Raw genomic sequence first — 18,468 nt, 5'->3', positions numbered from 1 at the left:
TTTCAATTTGGGACATACATAAAGAGGCATGCATATTGAATAAGCATGCCTCAATAAAACAAAACTAAAAACTAACTATATAATTATAACCTCCATCTAGGATCTCCACAATCTCTTAAACCTCCAAAACCAGAGTCAATAAAAGTAAAATCTCCAATAGCATAGTCTTTCCATAAAGTCTCAGATGTACCAGTATATCTAAAATTAATTGGTGATGGAGGACCAACTGTATAAGCAGTATCAGAGGTGTCATAAGTATTAGTGAATACAAATGAAGTTTCAGTCATAGTATTTGATTTAACAAAGTTAAAAGCATAAACTTGAGTATTTGATAAATCCCATCCTCTTGAAATAATTGTATTGGTAAAAAATACACCATCAGTACTATTAGAAGCAAATTCAAATAAATTGGCACCAGCAGCAACTACTTCACTAAAAGTACAATCCTCAATTTTTATACTTGTCACCGGAGTTGTAGCTTTATTTACGAGGAATTTTTGACACTTATAAAGTGTTGAGTTTTTGAATAGAATATTCCCAAAATTAAATCCTGATGTTGACTCATTCATTAAAACAGAATAATCTCTTATATTGGTAACAATCGAATTATTAATTATAAAATTATTTAACAATCCTGTAGTTCCCGATCTACTTCTCATAAGACCTCTAAAATCATAAATTCTACAATTGTCAAATTTCAATTCGTTAATAGTATATGATTTATCAGGGCTAAATAAATACCCCGAAGGATTTGTTCCAGGAGACAATGGTTGATACAAAGAAACTCCATCAAAAACAACTGAAGTAATATTAGAATTTTCTATAAATTTAAATTGGCTAGTAACTGCAATTTTTGCACCTCCCGGCACAAAACTATACCCACTCTTAATAGTCACTGATTTGCTAAAACTAAATCCGGTGGCATTATAAGTAAAATTTCCATCTAAAATAATAGTACTAGCTTCAGGAGCGCTACTCAATGTACTCATTAACAAACTTGGATCATTAGTACCTCTTAAATCAATAACGTCCGATCCGGTAGGTAAAGGCTCTTTGGTGGTATATACTTCCCATCCTCTTACTGTTGAACCACTATAAATGGCAATTTGATATTTGGTTCCCGGTGTTAATCCATAAATGATTTTTTCTCCATTTAATTTTTCATCTGCTGTAGTAGCATAACTTGCTAAAGGTGTTTGCAATAACTCATCTTCAAAAGCAAAAACTTTAATATCTGTCACTTCTGCTCCAGAATCTACTGTAGCCCAATGTACTTTAGCTCCGGTATCAATTACATCTGATCTTACAGGTATTGCCATTATAGAAGGAAAACGTTGTGTTTTTATATCTCCTAATTCGGATATTTTACTATTATATTGTTCGTCAGAAGCGTAGGCAATTGCTCTTACCTGATATGAAGCATTCCAAACTAAATTGTCAAAGACAATCTTATTACTAGAACCTTCAACTGTTTTAACTATCGTTTTAAATGTATCTCTGCTGATTTCAACTTTATAAGCAATCGCTGATTTCATTTTGGCCATATTGACAATTATTGTATTATCAATTGAGCTCAAGGGTTCATTTAAAACGGGTCTAAAAAGTCTGGTTTGCTTAATCATATCTTCATTCTCACTACAAGAATAAAGGAATAATGCTCCAAAGAAGAAAAGCATTATTCTGTATATATTTTTGTTTAAATTTTTCATTTTTATAGAAAGCTTTAAATTATTTTAAAAATTAAATCCGTAACCGTCATTTTGCAATAATCCCTGACTATTTGTTACTGCTACACTTGGTATAGGCATAATGTACCTTACAGGAGCTGTTGTATAATTAGCCCAGTTGTTCGTTATCCATGGTTGATAAGGTGAAGGGTCTGTAGCATTTGGCGTTCTGTGCAAACTAATTAGCCAGTTAGCTCTTGTCCACGTATCATCAGGTGGTGCTACTACTTTTGTATCAGAATTTAGTATTACCAAATTACCACTAGAATCGTACTTCCAATAAATATAATCCGGTAAATTACCAAAACCAAGGTAAGCATCATCAGCTAATTTTTTCAATCCAGCTACCGTTTCATTGATTTTAATATCATATAAATTCCAACGGATTAATTCATATTTTCTAATCATCTCTCCTCCGAATTCCCAAGCTCTTTCGTTTACGATTGCATCAAAAAATGTTGCTTTCCCTGCAGAAACTGAAGCTATATATTGATCTACTTTTTCTGGCCAGTCAACTTCATTAAATGCTCTTTGCCTTACTCGGGCAAATGCTGCTCTTGCTGTAGGTGTAGGACCATTCAATTCATTCTCAGCCTCAGCATACATCAATAAAACATCGGCATAACGTAACATTGGCCAGTTAATTCCTGTTCCCTTATTGGTTGAAGGGCCTGGAGGTGGATCTAAATATTCTCTACTCCATTTTCCTTGTGAAATGGATCCCACAGCAACTACTTGTTGTTTAAAATCTTTATCTCTATAGTACAATCCGCAGGTAACGTCTCTTCGGATATCTTTTTTATCAAATGAATAATAATAAGTAGGAGGAACATTCATATAATTACTTCCAGAACCATATTGATGTGTTCCTGCATCGACACGGATACCTATATTCCAGGCCACATCACCTTCACCTATTGCAAACGGAACTTCAAAAAGAACATCGCTATCATCTTTTGGAATTACAAATCTTGTTTCATTCATAAATACTTGTCTAAAATCTTTTGGTAACTCTCTATCTTTTAGAGTTATTAATTTTTTAGTATAATCACGCGCAATAGCATAATAATCTAAATAATCTGCCATTCTGTCCATAGTCATATCCGGTTTCAAAAAGTAACCTCCTCTTTGCAAAGCCAATCTGGCAATCATTCCTAAAGTATATTCTCTATTTACCTGTTCTATCTTAAAAGGAAGCTCATCTGCCCATTTCATGTCTGCTTCAATATTAATTAAATCCTGTATTAAGGAACTAAGAATAACATTTCTATCTTCCTTAGGTAAATTGAAATCTAGTCCAGCCTTAGGAGCCTGATTTGAAAAAGGCACATCACCAAAATGATAAATTAACATACTATACCAATAAGCTCTTAAAGTATATGCTTCTCCTAAAAAATGTTTCATGTCTTTTTGGATAGCAATATCTGTTGAATTCAAAGCGGCACTTTTTGTAATTCCGTCAATAACGATATTGGCATCTCTTATGGCTTTATAAGCAACTTCCCAAACCACTTTTAAATCTCCGTTGTTAGGTTGTGCTTCCAAACGCCAAATTTCATAACGAGCTGTGCTTCCGGTTCCGGAATTTTGTTCTATATCAGTGTTTCCTGTCATATTATTAGACAATCTGGATCTAAATGCGTCTTCACTAAAGTGCTGATAAATTGCATTAGTTGCTTTCCTGGCGTCATCAACATTTGAAAAAACATATTGCGTATCAAATGTAGATAGCGATTCTGGGTCTAAAAAATCAGAGCAGCTATTCATAAAGAAAGCCAAGGTTATTATAGATATGTATTTTATGATCTTCATAATACTATTTTTTTAAATTATTTCTATCAAAGAACTTTTTAAATTAAAAAGTCATATTCATACCGAAAGTAAAAGTTCTACTCTTAGGATAAGAAGAATAGTCTAATCCCGGAGTTAATGCCGCGTAACCATCACTTCTAGTTGAATTCACATCTGGATCAAATCCAGAATATTTGGTCCATAAAGCTAAATTGGTTCCTGTTATATAAAACCTTAAACTGGAAATAAGAAATTTTTTCATAGTTTCCATTGGTACTGTATAACCAATTGTCACGTTGTTTAATCTTAAATAGGAGCCGTCTTCAATTGCCCAGTCACTAACAACAGGTGTAGAACCACCAAAAGAATTATTACCACTCCAGATTGTCTTCCCTTGGTTCATTTCAGCCAATTGTGCTAAATCTGTAACTACACTTCCTGCTGTTCCTGTATAAGAACCATCCATGTCTATATAAGTAAATCGTTTTGAAGAGTTCATAGAATTTAACATATTCCCGTTAGAAGTTCTATACAGTTGATTGTAATCAATTTTACCCGTATTATACACATCATTCCCTACTGACCAGTTAAAGAAAGCCGAAATATCAAAACCTTTTACATTACTTGTAAATCCAAATCCTCCTTGTGCTTTTGGCAAGGCATTACCAATCACTTTTCTGTCTTTGGTATTTATAATACCATCAGGAACATACTGCTTTTTACCATTGGCATCTAAAATTGGATTACCTTGATCATCAACAACTAATTCTGTAGGTAAATCTTTCAATTTCATATATCCCGGTTTTACACTCCCAACTCCAAGAATCCCTTTATTATCTGGAACACCTTCTTTTAAAACATAACTTTTAGAATTTTCATTATAGCTATCGAAATCATCTACCGTGTACATTCCGTCATTAACATAACCATAGATTAAACCAACCGACTTACCTACTCTTAAATAATAATCATCTCTGTCTTTCAAATCAGTACTACCCCAGTTAGATTGGAAAAAACGCTCTGTTGTACCATCTAAAGCTACAATTTTTGCTTTATTGGTTCCTATATTAAAATTAAAATTTAGGGAAAAATCTTTTTTATTAATCAAACTCGTATTTACAGCTAATTCAACCCCTTCATTAGAGGTACTACCAATATTTGCCCATTGTGAACTAAACCCAGATGTTTGAGAAACAGCAGATTGTAATAATAAATCTTTAGTCGTATTTTTGTAAACATCTAAACTACCATTGATTGCCGCATTAAATAATACAAAATCCAATCCTGCATTTCTGTTGATAGTTGTCTCCCAAATCAAATCCGGATTAAATAATACATTCCCATTTATTCCATAATATACATTGTAATTATTGGTTCCAAAACCAGGCCCATTATTAGTATCCGATTTAAATAAGAATTTTGTTGAATTGGCTGGAATTCTGTCGTTACCAGTTTCTCCATAAGTTACTCTTAATTTCAATTCATTGACAATCTTTGAATTCATCAAAAATGGCTCATTTGAAATTTTCCAGCCTGCAGCAATAGCAGGGAATACTCCTACATTATTATCTTTACTAAATTTACTTGAAGCATCTCTACGTACAGTTGCAGTCAACAAATATTTATCTTTATAAGAATAATTGGCTCTTCCAAAAAACGAATACAAATTCTCATCTGTATTTTCATAAGTACTGTATTCAATTAAAGTACCTAAATTCATAGAGGCAAACATTTCTTTTGGAGTAATAGACTCTCTAAAATTCTCCACTCTGGCATGTTGCGATTTTCCTCCACTGGAACGTACTTCATGGCCAAGAAGAATTCCTAATTGATGGTCACCTATATTTTTAAAATCATAATTCAACGTATTGGTTACTCTATATGAAAAATTTTCAGAATTATCTTTAGTTCCTAATGGCAAACTATTTCCTTCCTGTTGTGCTACCCCGGTCAACGGTCCGTAAAAACGTAAGTTTTCAGCATAAGATCTACTTGTAGTAACCGTAGATTGAGCTTTTAAATTATCTAAAATATCCCATGATAATCCAGCATTAAATACATAACTTCTGGTTGTTCTCTTTCTCCAGTCCTGTTTCGCTAATTCTACCGGATTTATTAAATTTAAAATAAAGGATTGGTAATCATCTTCATTATCCACATTAGCAATATCAAATTCTAGTTCGTCAGCAATACCATTCGTTGGTCTTGAAGTAACCAAATTTTTAATTCTAATTTGTGAACTTCCTGAAGTTCCAGCACCATTAACTTCCAAATTTGTGACTCTGGAAGACAAATCCAATTTTAATTTTTTGGAAATTTCATGATTTAATTTAAAATTAAGTACATCACGATTCAACCCAGATCCAATCATTAATCCCTGATCTCTGTTAGAAGTATAACTCAAAGACATTTTTGTTTTTTCAGTTCCTCCAGAAATACTAAGATTATTATATCTCGAAATGGTTGAATTTCCTAATACTTCGTCCTGCCAATCATTAGCCTTTTTGTACTTATATAATTCTAAATCATCAAATTTTCCAAAATATTTTTCAAAATTTCGAACGTCAGCATCAGATTTCATTCTTGCCGTTTCATATTGCATTTGAACAAATTCATAAGGTGACAATACGTCCAATTTTCTGTCTTTTGGCAATTTTAATAACTGCATGTATGAATTATAAGTTATGGTGGTTTTTCCGGCTTTTGGCTTTTTAGTAGTAATAACCACAACTCCATTTGCACCCTGAGCACCATAGATAGCTGTAGTAGCCGCATCTTTTAAAATATCTATACTTTGAATATCACTTGGTGGAATATCATTAATATTACTTACTATGAAACCATCCACAACATAAAGCGGCGAATTATCCTGAGTGATAGAGCCACCCCCTCTTACTCGAATAACAATATCAGCACCAGGAGCACCATCAACAGATTGAACACTTACACCTGCTAATCTACCTGCCATTGCTTCGGCTACATTAGTCACAGGAATTTTAGATAATTCTTTTGCTCCTATAGAAGCAACAGAACCTAACAAGTTTTCCTTCTTAATTGTTCCATATCCAAAAGAAACCACCTTAACCTCATCAAGATCTGTAGCAGAATCTTTTAATGTTACTGAAAGATTTGTTTTTCCAGCTATAGCCACTTCACGGCTTTCCATTCCTATGAATGAAAAAACCAATTGACCATTAGACGGAACTTTAGTAATAGTAAATTTCCCGTCTATATCAGTCACGACACTCTTTGATGTCCCTTTTAAAAGAACTGTAACACCTGGAATTCCCATCCCACTCCCATCAACAACTTTACCGCTAACGGTAATTTCATTCTGAATAGCTACTGATAATGTAGAGGCTTTGGTCTGCTTATCCTCTAAATGATTTACGGTTTTGGTTTTAACATTGGCATTGACTGTAAATTCAATTAAAAATAGAGTAATTGAAAACAATAAGGTTTTTTTCTTCAAAAATTGAAACAAGTCAAAGTTGACCTTCGACAAATAATTTTTCATAATTTTTTGGTTTAGTTAGTTAATAATTGGTTTGCATTCTGGAGAATTGAATTTTTCTAATGGTTAATTTTATTCAACAATAAGTCTCCAAAAAAAGAGGAAAGATGGTTTTACATAATAAAGAATTAAAAAGGTTTTACAATAAAAATTACACAATCACTATTTTTTAAATAATTTAAATATGATTGTAAAAATTATTATCATATTTAAATACAGATTATTTATTCCAAAAGTAAACCTTAGTGCAGTAGTTAATGGGGATAAAATACAAATTGAAGGGGGGCATATTACAAATTCCACTTAATTCAAGAGGATTAATGTATAATAATGAAATAATTAAACCTTGAGAGTAATCTTTTGGCTTCTATCAAAAAAAAGCCTCTTTTACAATTGTAAAAGAGGCTTTTTTTCTAAATCTTATGCCTTTAATTGAAATCAATAAAGACTAATTTAACACAAAGGATTAAACTTTTTATTCAATTTATACTTTATTATTTGGAAGAAGAAGAATCCGTAATGTATTATTTTTTCAACACGCCTATTTCTTTCATCCAAGTTTCACATAAGCGAGTCCAAAGCTCCGTTGAACCAGGATTGTTTCTCAAAGCAATGGAATGACCTCCCTGTGGAAAAACATGCAACGCAGATGGTATCTTATATTTTAAAAGAGCTTCATAATAATGTACACTGTTTAAAGGATTAATTACTGGATCATTAGCTGCACAAACTATAAATGCTGGAGCAGTTGTTGTATCTACATTTAATTCCCCCGAAAAAAGGGATTCTAATTCAGAAGATGCTTTTTTCCCTAACAAAGTATCGTGACTTCCTTGATGAGCATTTTGTTTCATACTAATGGCTCCTGAAACAATAATTTGAAAATTAGAACTCACTGCTACGCTATCCAACGAATCTTTAATACTAGCATAATCGGTTTTTATTGTTGCTAAATTTACCGCCAAACCTCCTCCAGCAGAGCAGCCCATCACTCCTATTTTATCTTTATCAATTCCCCATTTATCAGCATTAGCTCGTACTATTTTTATAGCCCGTTGCCCGTCCATCAAAGGTCCAAATTCTGGATTTACTAAATCAGGGGATGTAGGAAGTCTGTACATAACAACAAAAGCATTCACCCCAAATGTATTAAACCATTTTGCCAATTGTATTCCGGCAACATTATAGGTTAGTTTTTGATATCCGCCAGGAGGAAAAATTAAAACTGCAGCCCCAGTATTTTCTTCTTTTGAAGTAAAAAACGCATACATTTCAGGAGTATTAACCTGAGTTACTCTTTCACGTTCCTCCAACCACTCTAACTTCATACCTTTGGAATTAGGCATTTTAGCCTTTGGCCAAAGTTGAATTCTATTTTGACAAAAAACTAATGACACAGTAAAAAGGAATACAATATTTAATACCATTTTTCTTTTCATAAAAACATCTCTAACTATTAAAAACTACAGACTAAATTCTTTTATTTTTTTAAATTCCAATAACTTTCCTTGCGAAAAATATTTTTAAAGTTATATTTTTTGGCCTGACGCTTTGTTAACTGATGAGACCAATTTGTTCTTTTTAAAAATGAGGCACCTTCGCCAAAATTATTATACTCGGAAAAAAAAGCAGTCTTTTCTTTTTCCTCATTTCCCCAATTATGCCAACCTTCGGGTAAAATATGTTTTCCTAAATAGCAATCTATAAAAACAACTCTGGCATAATCTCTCCAAGGTCTTCCCAGATAAACCTTATCTATTCCCTCATTAGCAGTTAATTTACATTTAAAAAAAACAAAACCAAATGCATTCTCCTGAGGTGTATTTGCTGCTGTTATAAAGGAATTTGCTGTACTGTGAATTTCACAATTTTCAAAAATTGCTGTAGCTGCACCAAATATAAAATCTGTGGTACCAGAAATATAGCAGTCATAAAAATACTGCCTACTATTTTTACCAGCAGCATATAAGGTATCCTGATTGCCTAAAATATCACATTTAGATGCTACAAAATAATCTCCTTCTACATGCAATGCTACCGCTTGACCTAAGCTTCCAGCTGAATTTTCAACAGTAAGGTTTTCTAACTTAATATTATCTCCTAAAATCTTCAAAGTATAACTCGTAAAAGTACCTATTCCTTCCTGTCCGTTATAATCATTATTATCTATGATGGTTTCTTTTACACTCTCTCCTACTAAAGTAATATTACTATGAAAAGTATCTATTAGTATTTTCTCTTTATAATGTCCCTTTTTTATAAAAATAATTTTTTCTTCCATAGAAAAAGCGCCACAGGCTGTAACCGCTTCTTGAATTGATGTATAATCAGCTGAACCATCTAGAGCAACTGTACAGGTATTTTTAATATTTGTGGCAAACAGACTGTTTATTGAAAATAGCAATAAACCCATCAAACTGAAATAATAATATCTTTTCATTCTTTTAAAAATAAAAAGAAAGAATAACAACTAATTATTCTTTCCTTAACTAACTAATCTCTACAACTTAATAAAATTATTTACGCCTAATTTTAAAAAAAACATGTCGTAACCAGCAACAAACTTATCTTTATTTGATTAAAATAAGTAGGTTATTTTACAATTTACATGGGGTAATATTACAACAATGCATTTTATCCCAAACAATTATAACTTTATAAATCATTGCACTAAAAAGCAAAGGAGCTAAAAATATATTTTTAGCTCCTTTGCTTTTTAGTGCAACCCCTTAATTTACTTTATTCTGATTGGAATTGGGTTTCAACTCATCTGGACTGTCTTTAGTATAGGTGTCAAAAATTTCTTTTGACTGACTTACAAATACATCCTGAATAAGCTCTAAACTCAAGCTATTTTTAGGTTTAAAATCTTTAGAATTCATGTATTGCATCAATGAATAATACAATTGTTTAGAAGAAGGTTTCCCTTCAACTTCTGGTCCTAAATTAGCACTACTTACTATAATTTTTCCTTTACCAACTTGTGCTTCAAAAACCAAAGCCAGTCTACGATTCATAAACCAAGTATCTATTGGTTGGATTAAAGGTCTAAAATCAACTGGAAAATCTTCTAAATTCATTACTTGAGAACGGTTTTGAATATCCCACCATTGTAAATCACTGTAATTGTTAGTTGGAAAATAATTAAAAGCCGCACTTTTATCCTGAATTAACATTCCCGTTACATGCGGAGGACGCATTTTGAACCAAGAAGTATTCCAGAAAACAGGTAGAAAGTGCATGGCTACTTCTTTTCCTTTGACCACTTTTCCAGCAGCATTCAAGAACACCATTCCTCCTTTATTCAATACATCTTTGGCTTTATCATCTAAAACTGTTGTATAATACACTTTAGAATTGATTTCAGGATTCTTACTTGGATAAACCCAAAAATCCCAATCATTAACAAAATCGGTATCATTCACTTTTACTTCTAGGTTTAATTTAGAAGCTTTGTCAATTTCACTCAATGGAAAAGCAAGGTTACCTACAAAGATTCCATTTGCGTTTTTATAGGTTTTTGGTTCAAAATTACCCGAAGAAAGTACTGTTCCTTTTTCATCTTTAATAGTCCAACTCAATACTGCATTTTTCAACGCTGCTTTACCGGAATGAAAAAGAGCAATTTCAGCCTTAAAGGTTTCTGAATTGTTATACACAAACTTTTCAACCTTAGCTAAAGGCACTGTCGAATTACAGAATCTTGTAAATTCTTTAGCCGTAACATATCCTTTTTCTTGAAAAAAAGCATCTAACATTCCTACTAAAGCTGTGCCTTGACCAGGGAAATCCTGCAACCCTAGCATTTGAAATCCACTATAATTAGGTGTTCGCAACATTTTTTCAATTTCGTTTTTGTAACACAAAACTTGCAATTTTCCTGAAGCGTACAAAAAATCTTTGGCTTGATCTCCCATATGATGGTCATTCAATACTTCGCGAAACATTTCGAAATTCTTAGCACGATAGACTCCTGTATATTTTTTAATTTCTTCAAAATTTGGAAAAACACAATATTGACCAATTTCATGCGCTACAAAAGGCACTTTGAAGGATTTAATTCCAGAGCTAAAGTCTGATTCCGTTTCAGGCATTTTTTCCCATTTTAAACCTCTTACACCGCCACGAACCTGATATTCAGCATTAGGAACTACTGGCCAACTTCCGCCAACTGACATTCCGGTGTAAACACGTCTATTGTCTTTTACTTTCCAAAAGTTCACAAACTCATTCAAATATTTCACTTGATTTCCTGCTGGTTCATTACCCGCAGATAACATGGTAAAAGAAGCATAATTTCCATATTGCTTAGCCATTCTTGTAGTTTCATCGTATAAAAACTGATCTATTGGTTGGCCTAAACCAATTTTAGGTCCATGATTAGGCCAACTTGGTCCTTCGGGTTGCAAATAAAGGCCTACTTTGTCAGCAGCAATAAAGGCTGCTTCTGGAGGGCACCATGAATGAAAACGCACATGATTTAATCCAAACGCTTTTATTTTTCTCAAAACAACTTCCCAAGCTTCAACCGTTGTTGCAGGATAACCCGTAAGTGGAAATTCACAATTATGAACAGTTCCTCTTAAAAAAACTGGAACATCATTAATTAAAAATTGAGTTCCATTAATTTTAAATTCGCGCATTCCAAACTGAATCTTCTTCTCTTCTTGAACACCTTTAGCATTCAATTTTACTTGCAAATGATACAAGGCAGGATCAAATTCATCCCAAGTAAGCATTCCTTTTCCAAAAGGTAATTCGAGTTCAATAGTTGTATTTCCAACTTTAGATACCGAAATTTTACTTACTACCTCTGCCGTTACATCTGAAGAAGCTGAATTAAAACTCTTAGCCGAAATGGTTATTTTTCCGTTGAATTGTTTTTGGGTGTTGTTGTTAACAGTGATTTTTACGCGAGCCAAATGCTTTTTTACATCAGGATACACCTGAATATCATCAAAATATACAGGAGAGCTACTCTCTAATGCTATTTTTCCAATAATACCATTCCAGTTTCCTTGGGTATGATCAGTAACACTATGAGAATCTGGACCTACATTAATTTTCTTGATACTATTATCTATTCTGATACTTATGCGTTGTATTCCTGTTCCCAGATAAGCCGTTAAATCATAATCGTGTGGCGCTACTAATGAATTTTGCAAACCTACTTCTTTGTCATTAACCCATACTCTCGTCTCAATATGAGCTCTTTCTAAATGAAGAACAATACGTTTTCCTTTCCAGTTTTCAGGAATAGTCACTTCTTTTTGATACCAAGCTGCACCTACATAATGTCTGGCTGGAGTTAACCAAAAAGGAATATGAATATTTCCTGGTTCACGATATTTTTTTAAACTAGGTCTAAAATAAAAGGAACTATCATAAATAGACCCTGTCCATTTTGTTTTTAAAGTAATTTCATCTCCTTTTAAAAACTCAGCCATAGAACCTGGCAAATGAATTTTATCCGAAAGATTCTTGTTGAACCATTTTTGCTTAATTCCTTCGTCATTACGGTCAATTTGAAATTGCCATTCTCCTTCTAAGTTAATTTGCTTTTCTTGGGCAAAAGTGCTTAGAGAAAACAACACTAAAAAGAGCATACAATAAAAATATCTTTTGATCATCTTGGTTTATTTAAAGTTGCTTTAATACTATTTTTAATTCTACATTATTTCAGTTCAATACTAGCTTTGTATTCTACCGAAAATTGTGGTGTTTTAATTTCCAGAAAACTCTTTTTATCCCCAAAATCAGGAATTACTTCCTTATCCAGATAACTTAAATAAGGAGCGTCTTTTTGCATTGGGATAAAATAAAAATACATATCCTTGGTTTTCAAATCTTCCTGATACTTTTTCAATCCTATAGTCCAGGTTTTACTGGTGTAAAGATTATCTGTTTGCAATTCGCCATTCATCATACAAATACCACGGTCGCCACGATAATCAAACGTTATAAACAAATCATTTACCTTCGATAAATCCAAACTGCCAGCTTTCAAAACAAAATGACTATTATCTGTTTGAACCAATTGGACAGATGGATTAATTTTTGGCAAACTCAAACGCCAATTGTTCATTTTTTTAGTCATTCCCTTGGTTTTATCTAATTTTCCAGCAGTTGAAATTATCTTTGTTGGAATAGGAAAAACAGTAAAATCGATTTGTTCTCTAGTGCTTATAAACGAAATGTTGTTGCTATCAGGATTGCTATGAATATTATCTAAAACAACCGCTTCACTGATAATCAATTTTTGACTTCCTGATTCCCCAATCAAATAAGCTTTTTGAGCTTCTTTTTCAGGTAGTACCAAAAAGGAAATCCCATTCACCTCAAATTCATTTATTTGTAGAGAATTGCATTTTACAACGGTATTACCATATCTAGTTTCTGTTTGGATTCCAACAACTTTTTGTTTTCCATTAAAAACAATTTCAGGAGTAATTCCGTTAACAGTAAAGAAAACATTATATTTTTTAGTTTGATTTTCAAATCGGCAAAAGGGTTGTATGGTTGCCATTTTGATTGCAACTCCATCATAATTCACATTAAAAGGAAAAATGGCTGAACTTCCGGCTTTCAATGTAAAAGTTCCCGACTCCGGAAATTTTACCGCTCCAGTTTTGGTCTGAAGAGTCACGCTCAAATGTTCCAAATCATCCATTTTCAAATGATCCTGAAAATTATGCATAAATAAATAGCCTTTTGTGCCGTCTCCTCTTACTGCATAACGCAAAGTTTGAGTATTATCAGCTTTAATCGCAGCATTGGTTTCTGGCAAAACAGGATACAAAGGAGCCAAATCATCTCCGAAGGTTTTTAAAAAATAATTAATCAGTTTTAAAGAATAATAACCGGAAGTTAAATTCCCAAATTCACCAATTGGTGATTGATAATCATAGGATTTATTATTCAATCCCGATCCTTCGGACATGAAATAATTTCCATAAGAAGGGGTTGTTCCTCCATGGTACATATAAAAACCTAATCCGTTCGTTCCACTTCCTACTGTTCTGACCATCATTGGCAGAAAACTTTCTCCAGGAACTCTTGGACGTCTGGCATAGGTAACCGCCATTCCGGTGCCTAATTCGGCCGCCATCGAGGGATATAAATTCACATCATAACTCACTGGTGCGTAATCCGGTTGCTGATGAATATTTTTAAATAAATAAAAAGGCGACGGACTGTTTCCCGCAGTCCAAAAAGGATAAGCGTATCCTGCCATTACCGGAATAGAACCTTTTTCGATAATAGTGGCATAACCCCATCCGGTTGCTGTATAAATTGGCGTAATTAAGCCTGCCTTGATAGCCAATTCTTTTAGAGTTTTCATATGATCTTTGCCTACATTGGCAAATTCGTTCCCTTTTTCATTAACTCCCACACCATCCTGAACAATCTTTTTATCTCTTCCTGCAGCCGTTCTTTCTTTGGGAGCATCAATATAAGTAAAACTCCAGGGAGCAGAAGAATGTTGGTATTCGTTTTCTATTTGAACTCCTATAATCGGCCCTCCGTCTTTGAATAGCAAGCCATTTAATTGCTTTCCTATTTCCTGATAAAATCGATTGGCATAATACAAATACATAGGATCATTACTTCTTACATCAATTGGACGTCCATATAACCAATCCGGAAGTCCACCATTTCTCATTTCGCCATGAGCAAATGGACCTATCCGCATTAAGACCTGCAAACCATTTTTGGCGCATAATTCGGTAAATTTACGCACATCCAAATCAGCTTTCCAATCAAAAACACCTTCTTTAAACTCGTGTAAATTCCAAAACACATAAGTAGCTACAACCGTAATTCCGCCAGCTTTCATCTTCTTTAATTCTTCATCCCAATATTGATTAGGGAAACGACTAAAATGAAATTCGCCAATAACCGGAATAAAAGGAACCTTATTGTGTTCTAAATAAAAACTGTTCACCGAAATGGTATCACCTTTATTATTGCTTCCACCCAAATCCAAATGGCCACGTAGCACATCCGTTTTAACTTTTGTAATATCAATTGTATACGGACTTTGTGCTGTTATCTCGAAAGAAAACAAAAACAGAAAAAACAATATACTATTATATTTCAACATATTACATGTTTTTATTAAACTAACACTTTAATTTATTTACTAAACTCTTGCAGCATCGCTAAATGCACTTGAACTCCTTGGTGATTGAGATCCATTTTGGCAGCTTCTTTCAAATGGAAATCTGCTCTATCCTTTTCAGCCATCCCCAAATAACCTAATCCCAACATATAGTGGCAATGGATTTTATTTCTAAAGGTTAAATCATCTTCCCAGATTAACAAATCAGGTAAGGATACCGCAAAATAATCCAATTTTATAACCTCATTCAAATTTTTGTTTCCAAATGCAATCAAAGCATCAAAACGCTTTTGAGCTTGATCATTTCTGCCAAGTTTCAACAAAGCCAATCCCTGATAGAATATTTTATCCGGTTTTTGGTCATTATAAAAAATTGAAGCAGCTGGTTCGCTACTACCATCTTTGGCTAATTCCCAATATTTTTGAGCTTCGTCCATTTGACCTAAACCTTCATGGGCACAACCCAACCAATAATGAAAATCATTTTCCTGAGCACCATCCAACTTACCTTCTCCTAAATTATGAGGGTATTCTAAACAGGCTTTCAGTAAGGCAATTGCTTTTTCAAATTCTTTTTTGGTAAGGTATTGTTTGGCCAATTCTACTCTGGCAATTTGAAATTGATTAGGAACCTTCCCTTCTCCACCTTCCCAAGGATGAAAAATTCTATTATCAATTAAATCAATCGCTTGACTATAATCATTTAACTGACTACATAAGGTACTGTATTCCAAATAAACATCATCACGTTGTAATACCAAATTGAAATGCTTCTTTAAAAAATCCAAACGCTCCTGATGCGGTTTACAAATACGTTTATACAATTGGTCCAATTCCATCAGGATTCTGGCATCTGAAGTATCTAAAGCAAATGCTTTTTCTAAAGAAGTAAGCGCTTTTTCTTCCTGCTGCAATTTATTAAAATAGGCTAAAGCCAAATTTCGATGAACTGTTGGAAAAGTAGCATCTATAGAAACCGATTTTTCCCAGGCAGCAATCGCATCAGCATATTGTCGCTTATCATACCAAAGATTCCCTAAATAATAATGTGCTTTAGCATCATTTGGATTGATTTTCTGAGCTGTTTCCAAAGCCAAAATAGCTTCTAATCGGTTTGGAAAACAATATTCAGGAGCATGCGCTGCCGCTTTTTCAAAAACAGACAAGCTTTCTTTGTTAGCCAATTGTAAAGCCCATCCCATATAATAATAAGTCATTGGTGTACTAGGACAAACTTTGATTCCTTCCTCCAAAAACTGTACTGCCTCATCATACATCCCTGCCATGATGTAATCCAGCGCTACCACTTCATAGTTATGGATTTCCCCTCTCATGAGAGTATGCATTTGCTCTAAAACACTTGCATTATTTGTTATCAAATAATCCTCAAATCGAGAACCAAAATTAAACAAATCAATTCTTAGAGTATCTTTTATCAATGCCAAGGCATCTGTTTCATTTCCAAGTTTTCGTAAAATGGCTGTTTTTAATGTTCGTGCTTTTTGATTATGCCAATTGCGAACTAAAGATTTGTCAATTTCATGCAGTGCCTCTTTAAAATTAGTGCCTACACAGGAAATTTGGGCACATCCAAAGTAGCCGGCATCCTGCATGGCAGCATTCCAACAGGATTTATAAAAAGCATCATAAGCCTCTTTCAATTTATTTTGAAATTGTAATGCCAAACCTAAATTATAATGTGGCTCACCGTCATAAGGATTTGGATTACGCTGCAATTGTGTTTTGATAGCTACTTTAAAATACTTTTCTGCTTCCGAAAATTTTCCTTTTCTAAACAACCAAAGTCCCATAGCATTGTTGTTGTGCACATCCGAAGGATCTCTTCTCAAAGCTTCCAGATAATAATCGGTAGCATTATATGTGGCATGACGGTATTGTTCCAAATGTAGCCCCGTCAAATACAATTGTTCACAGCTAGGAGTATCTTCCGGTGAAAGAGCTGCTTTGGCTGCTTCAGGGGTTTCTTTTGCTTCTTGTTCTTCAGTTTTTATACTTAGTAGTTCTCTTCCATTTTCAGAATAAACAAATAGTTTTAAATCAGAAAATGAAGCTGTTCCAACAGTCACTTCACGTTCATAAACCGCTTCAGGACTTAAATCTGTTATTTCTTCGAAGAAACCTTCCAAGACAATCTTGGCATTTTTTTGCAAAGAAGTAGCAAAAATTTTGATTACTGCTTTATCTTCCTTTTTATCAATATTCATCAAAATATCCTGAGAAGCATTTTTAACTACACCTAACTCTCGATACGGTAAAAAATATTGGGTAAAAGTCTTTTCTTCATAAGGTTGCATCCAACTGAAATCAGGCTGATTATCGGTAAAAACTCCAGCCATCAATTCGATATAAGGTCCATCTTCATCGGTTAGATTTTTGTCCCAAGCTTTTCCAAAATCACCATTTCCCCATGTCCATTGCTTTTTCCCTGGTGAAATATGATGATTTGCCACGTGCAATACTCCCGCTTGAGTGTCATTTTCATAACCACCCACAAAATTAAAATTGGAGTTAATAGCCATATAAGAAGTGGGCACTGGAATATTTTTATAATTCGAAATATCAACACCTGCCGAATAATCTACTTTGTAATAGGTTCCGGTGGCAATAGGAAAAGTAGATACATCTCTTTTTCCATGATCAAAAACGGCATGAACATCTGGTGGAAAAACGGATTGATAATGTTCATTTACCGCTACGGCCGGATTAGCCCACCACAAAAATGTTTGTGGAATGGGAGTTGGATTGTATAACTTTCCTTTTATTTCTAAATAGGCTTTTCCGGGATGAAGGGTAAAACCTGCCATTCCTTTCTGGTGAAACATTTTTTCGTTTTCACTTACCCAAACCGTAATACTTCCATCAGCATTATTCTCTATGGTATGATCCACCGGTAAAAAAGTACTCGGACGATGGTGTTGTGGCCAGTTAAATTCAATTCCTCCGGAAATCCAAGGTCCAGTTAATCCCACCAAAGCAGGCTTAATTACCTGATTGTAATAAATAAAATGGCGTTGTTTGATTTTGTCGTAAGCCATTTGTACTCTTCCGCCTAATTCAGGCAAAATCATCACCTTAATATATTCATTTTCTATATAAACTGCATTATAAACTTTGTCTTGTTTCTCATCTTCAATTTTCTCCACTACAGGATAAGGATAAACCACACCGCTGCTTCCTTGATATACTCGTTTTTCAAGAAATATTGGATTTTTTTCGGCTTTCCCAATTTCGTATGAAGGAATGATAACCTCTTCTTTCCAAGCTTTTACACTCATTTTTTTATTTTTATTAAT

General features: G+C 33.6%; 8 protein-coding genes. All 8 read right to left on the bottom strand.

Features of this window, described 5'->3' with window-relative positions; genetic code table 11:
• Positions 1-83 precede the first annotated feature (83 nt).
• Positions 84-1,709, bottom strand: coding sequence for a DUF4957 domain-containing protein (locus tag AC4FRF_RS10015; protein ID WP_491159363.1), 1,626 nt, complete (start codon positions 1,707-1,709; stop codon positions 84-86).
• 24 nt (positions 1,710-1,733) lie between these two features.
• Positions 1,734-3,539 (bottom strand): RagB/SusD family nutrient uptake outer membrane protein, encoded by a 1,806-nt coding sequence (locus AC4FRF_RS10010; RefSeq protein ID WP_491159362.1) that lies wholly within the window; start codon positions 3,537-3,539, stop codon positions 1,734-1,736.
• A gap of 43 nt (positions 3,540-3,582) precedes the next feature.
• Complete coding sequence (locus AC4FRF_RS10005; protein WP_491159360.1) at positions 3,583-7,035, bottom strand: SusC/RagA family TonB-linked outer membrane protein; 3,453 nt, start codon at positions 7,033-7,035, stop codon at positions 3,583-3,585.
• Positions 7,036-7,556: 521 nt separating this feature from the next.
• A complete protein-coding gene (locus AC4FRF_RS10000) occupies positions 7,557-8,471 on the bottom strand; it encodes an alpha/beta hydrolase (RefSeq protein ID WP_491159359.1) in 915 nt (304 codons plus the stop codon).
• Positions 8,472-8,512: 41 nt separating this feature from the next.
• Positions 8,513-9,472, bottom strand: a complete 960-nt coding sequence (locus AC4FRF_RS09995; RefSeq protein WP_491159358.1) for a pectinesterase family protein — start codon at positions 9,470-9,472, stop codon at positions 8,513-8,515.
• 289 nt (positions 9,473-9,761) lie between these two features.
• Positions 9,762-12,662 (bottom strand): exo-beta-1,4-galactosidase, encoded by a 2,901-nt coding sequence (locus tag AC4FRF_RS09990; RefSeq protein ID WP_491159357.1) that lies wholly within the window; start codon positions 12,660-12,662, stop codon positions 9,762-9,764.
• 44 nt (positions 12,663-12,706) lie between these two features.
• The gene (locus tag AC4FRF_RS09985) at positions 12,707-15,136 is read right to left on the bottom strand and encodes a beta-galactosidase (RefSeq protein WP_491159356.1); all 2,430 of its coding nucleotides are present in this window, start codon (positions 15,134-15,136) and stop codon (positions 12,707-12,709) included.
• A gap of 32 nt (positions 15,137-15,168) precedes the next feature.
• The gene (locus AC4FRF_RS09980; RefSeq protein ID WP_491159355.1) at positions 15,169-18,450 is read right to left on the bottom strand and encodes a DUF5107 domain-containing protein; all 3,282 of its coding nucleotides are present in this window, start codon (positions 18,448-18,450) and stop codon (positions 15,169-15,171) included.
• Positions 18,451-18,468 lie beyond the last annotated feature (18 nt).

It is taken from the genome of Flavobacterium sp. ST-158, assembly GCF_058309975.1.
The sequence above is the reverse complement of the archived record's forward strand: the minus strand, read 5'-3'. Positions and strand labels throughout refer to the sequence as shown.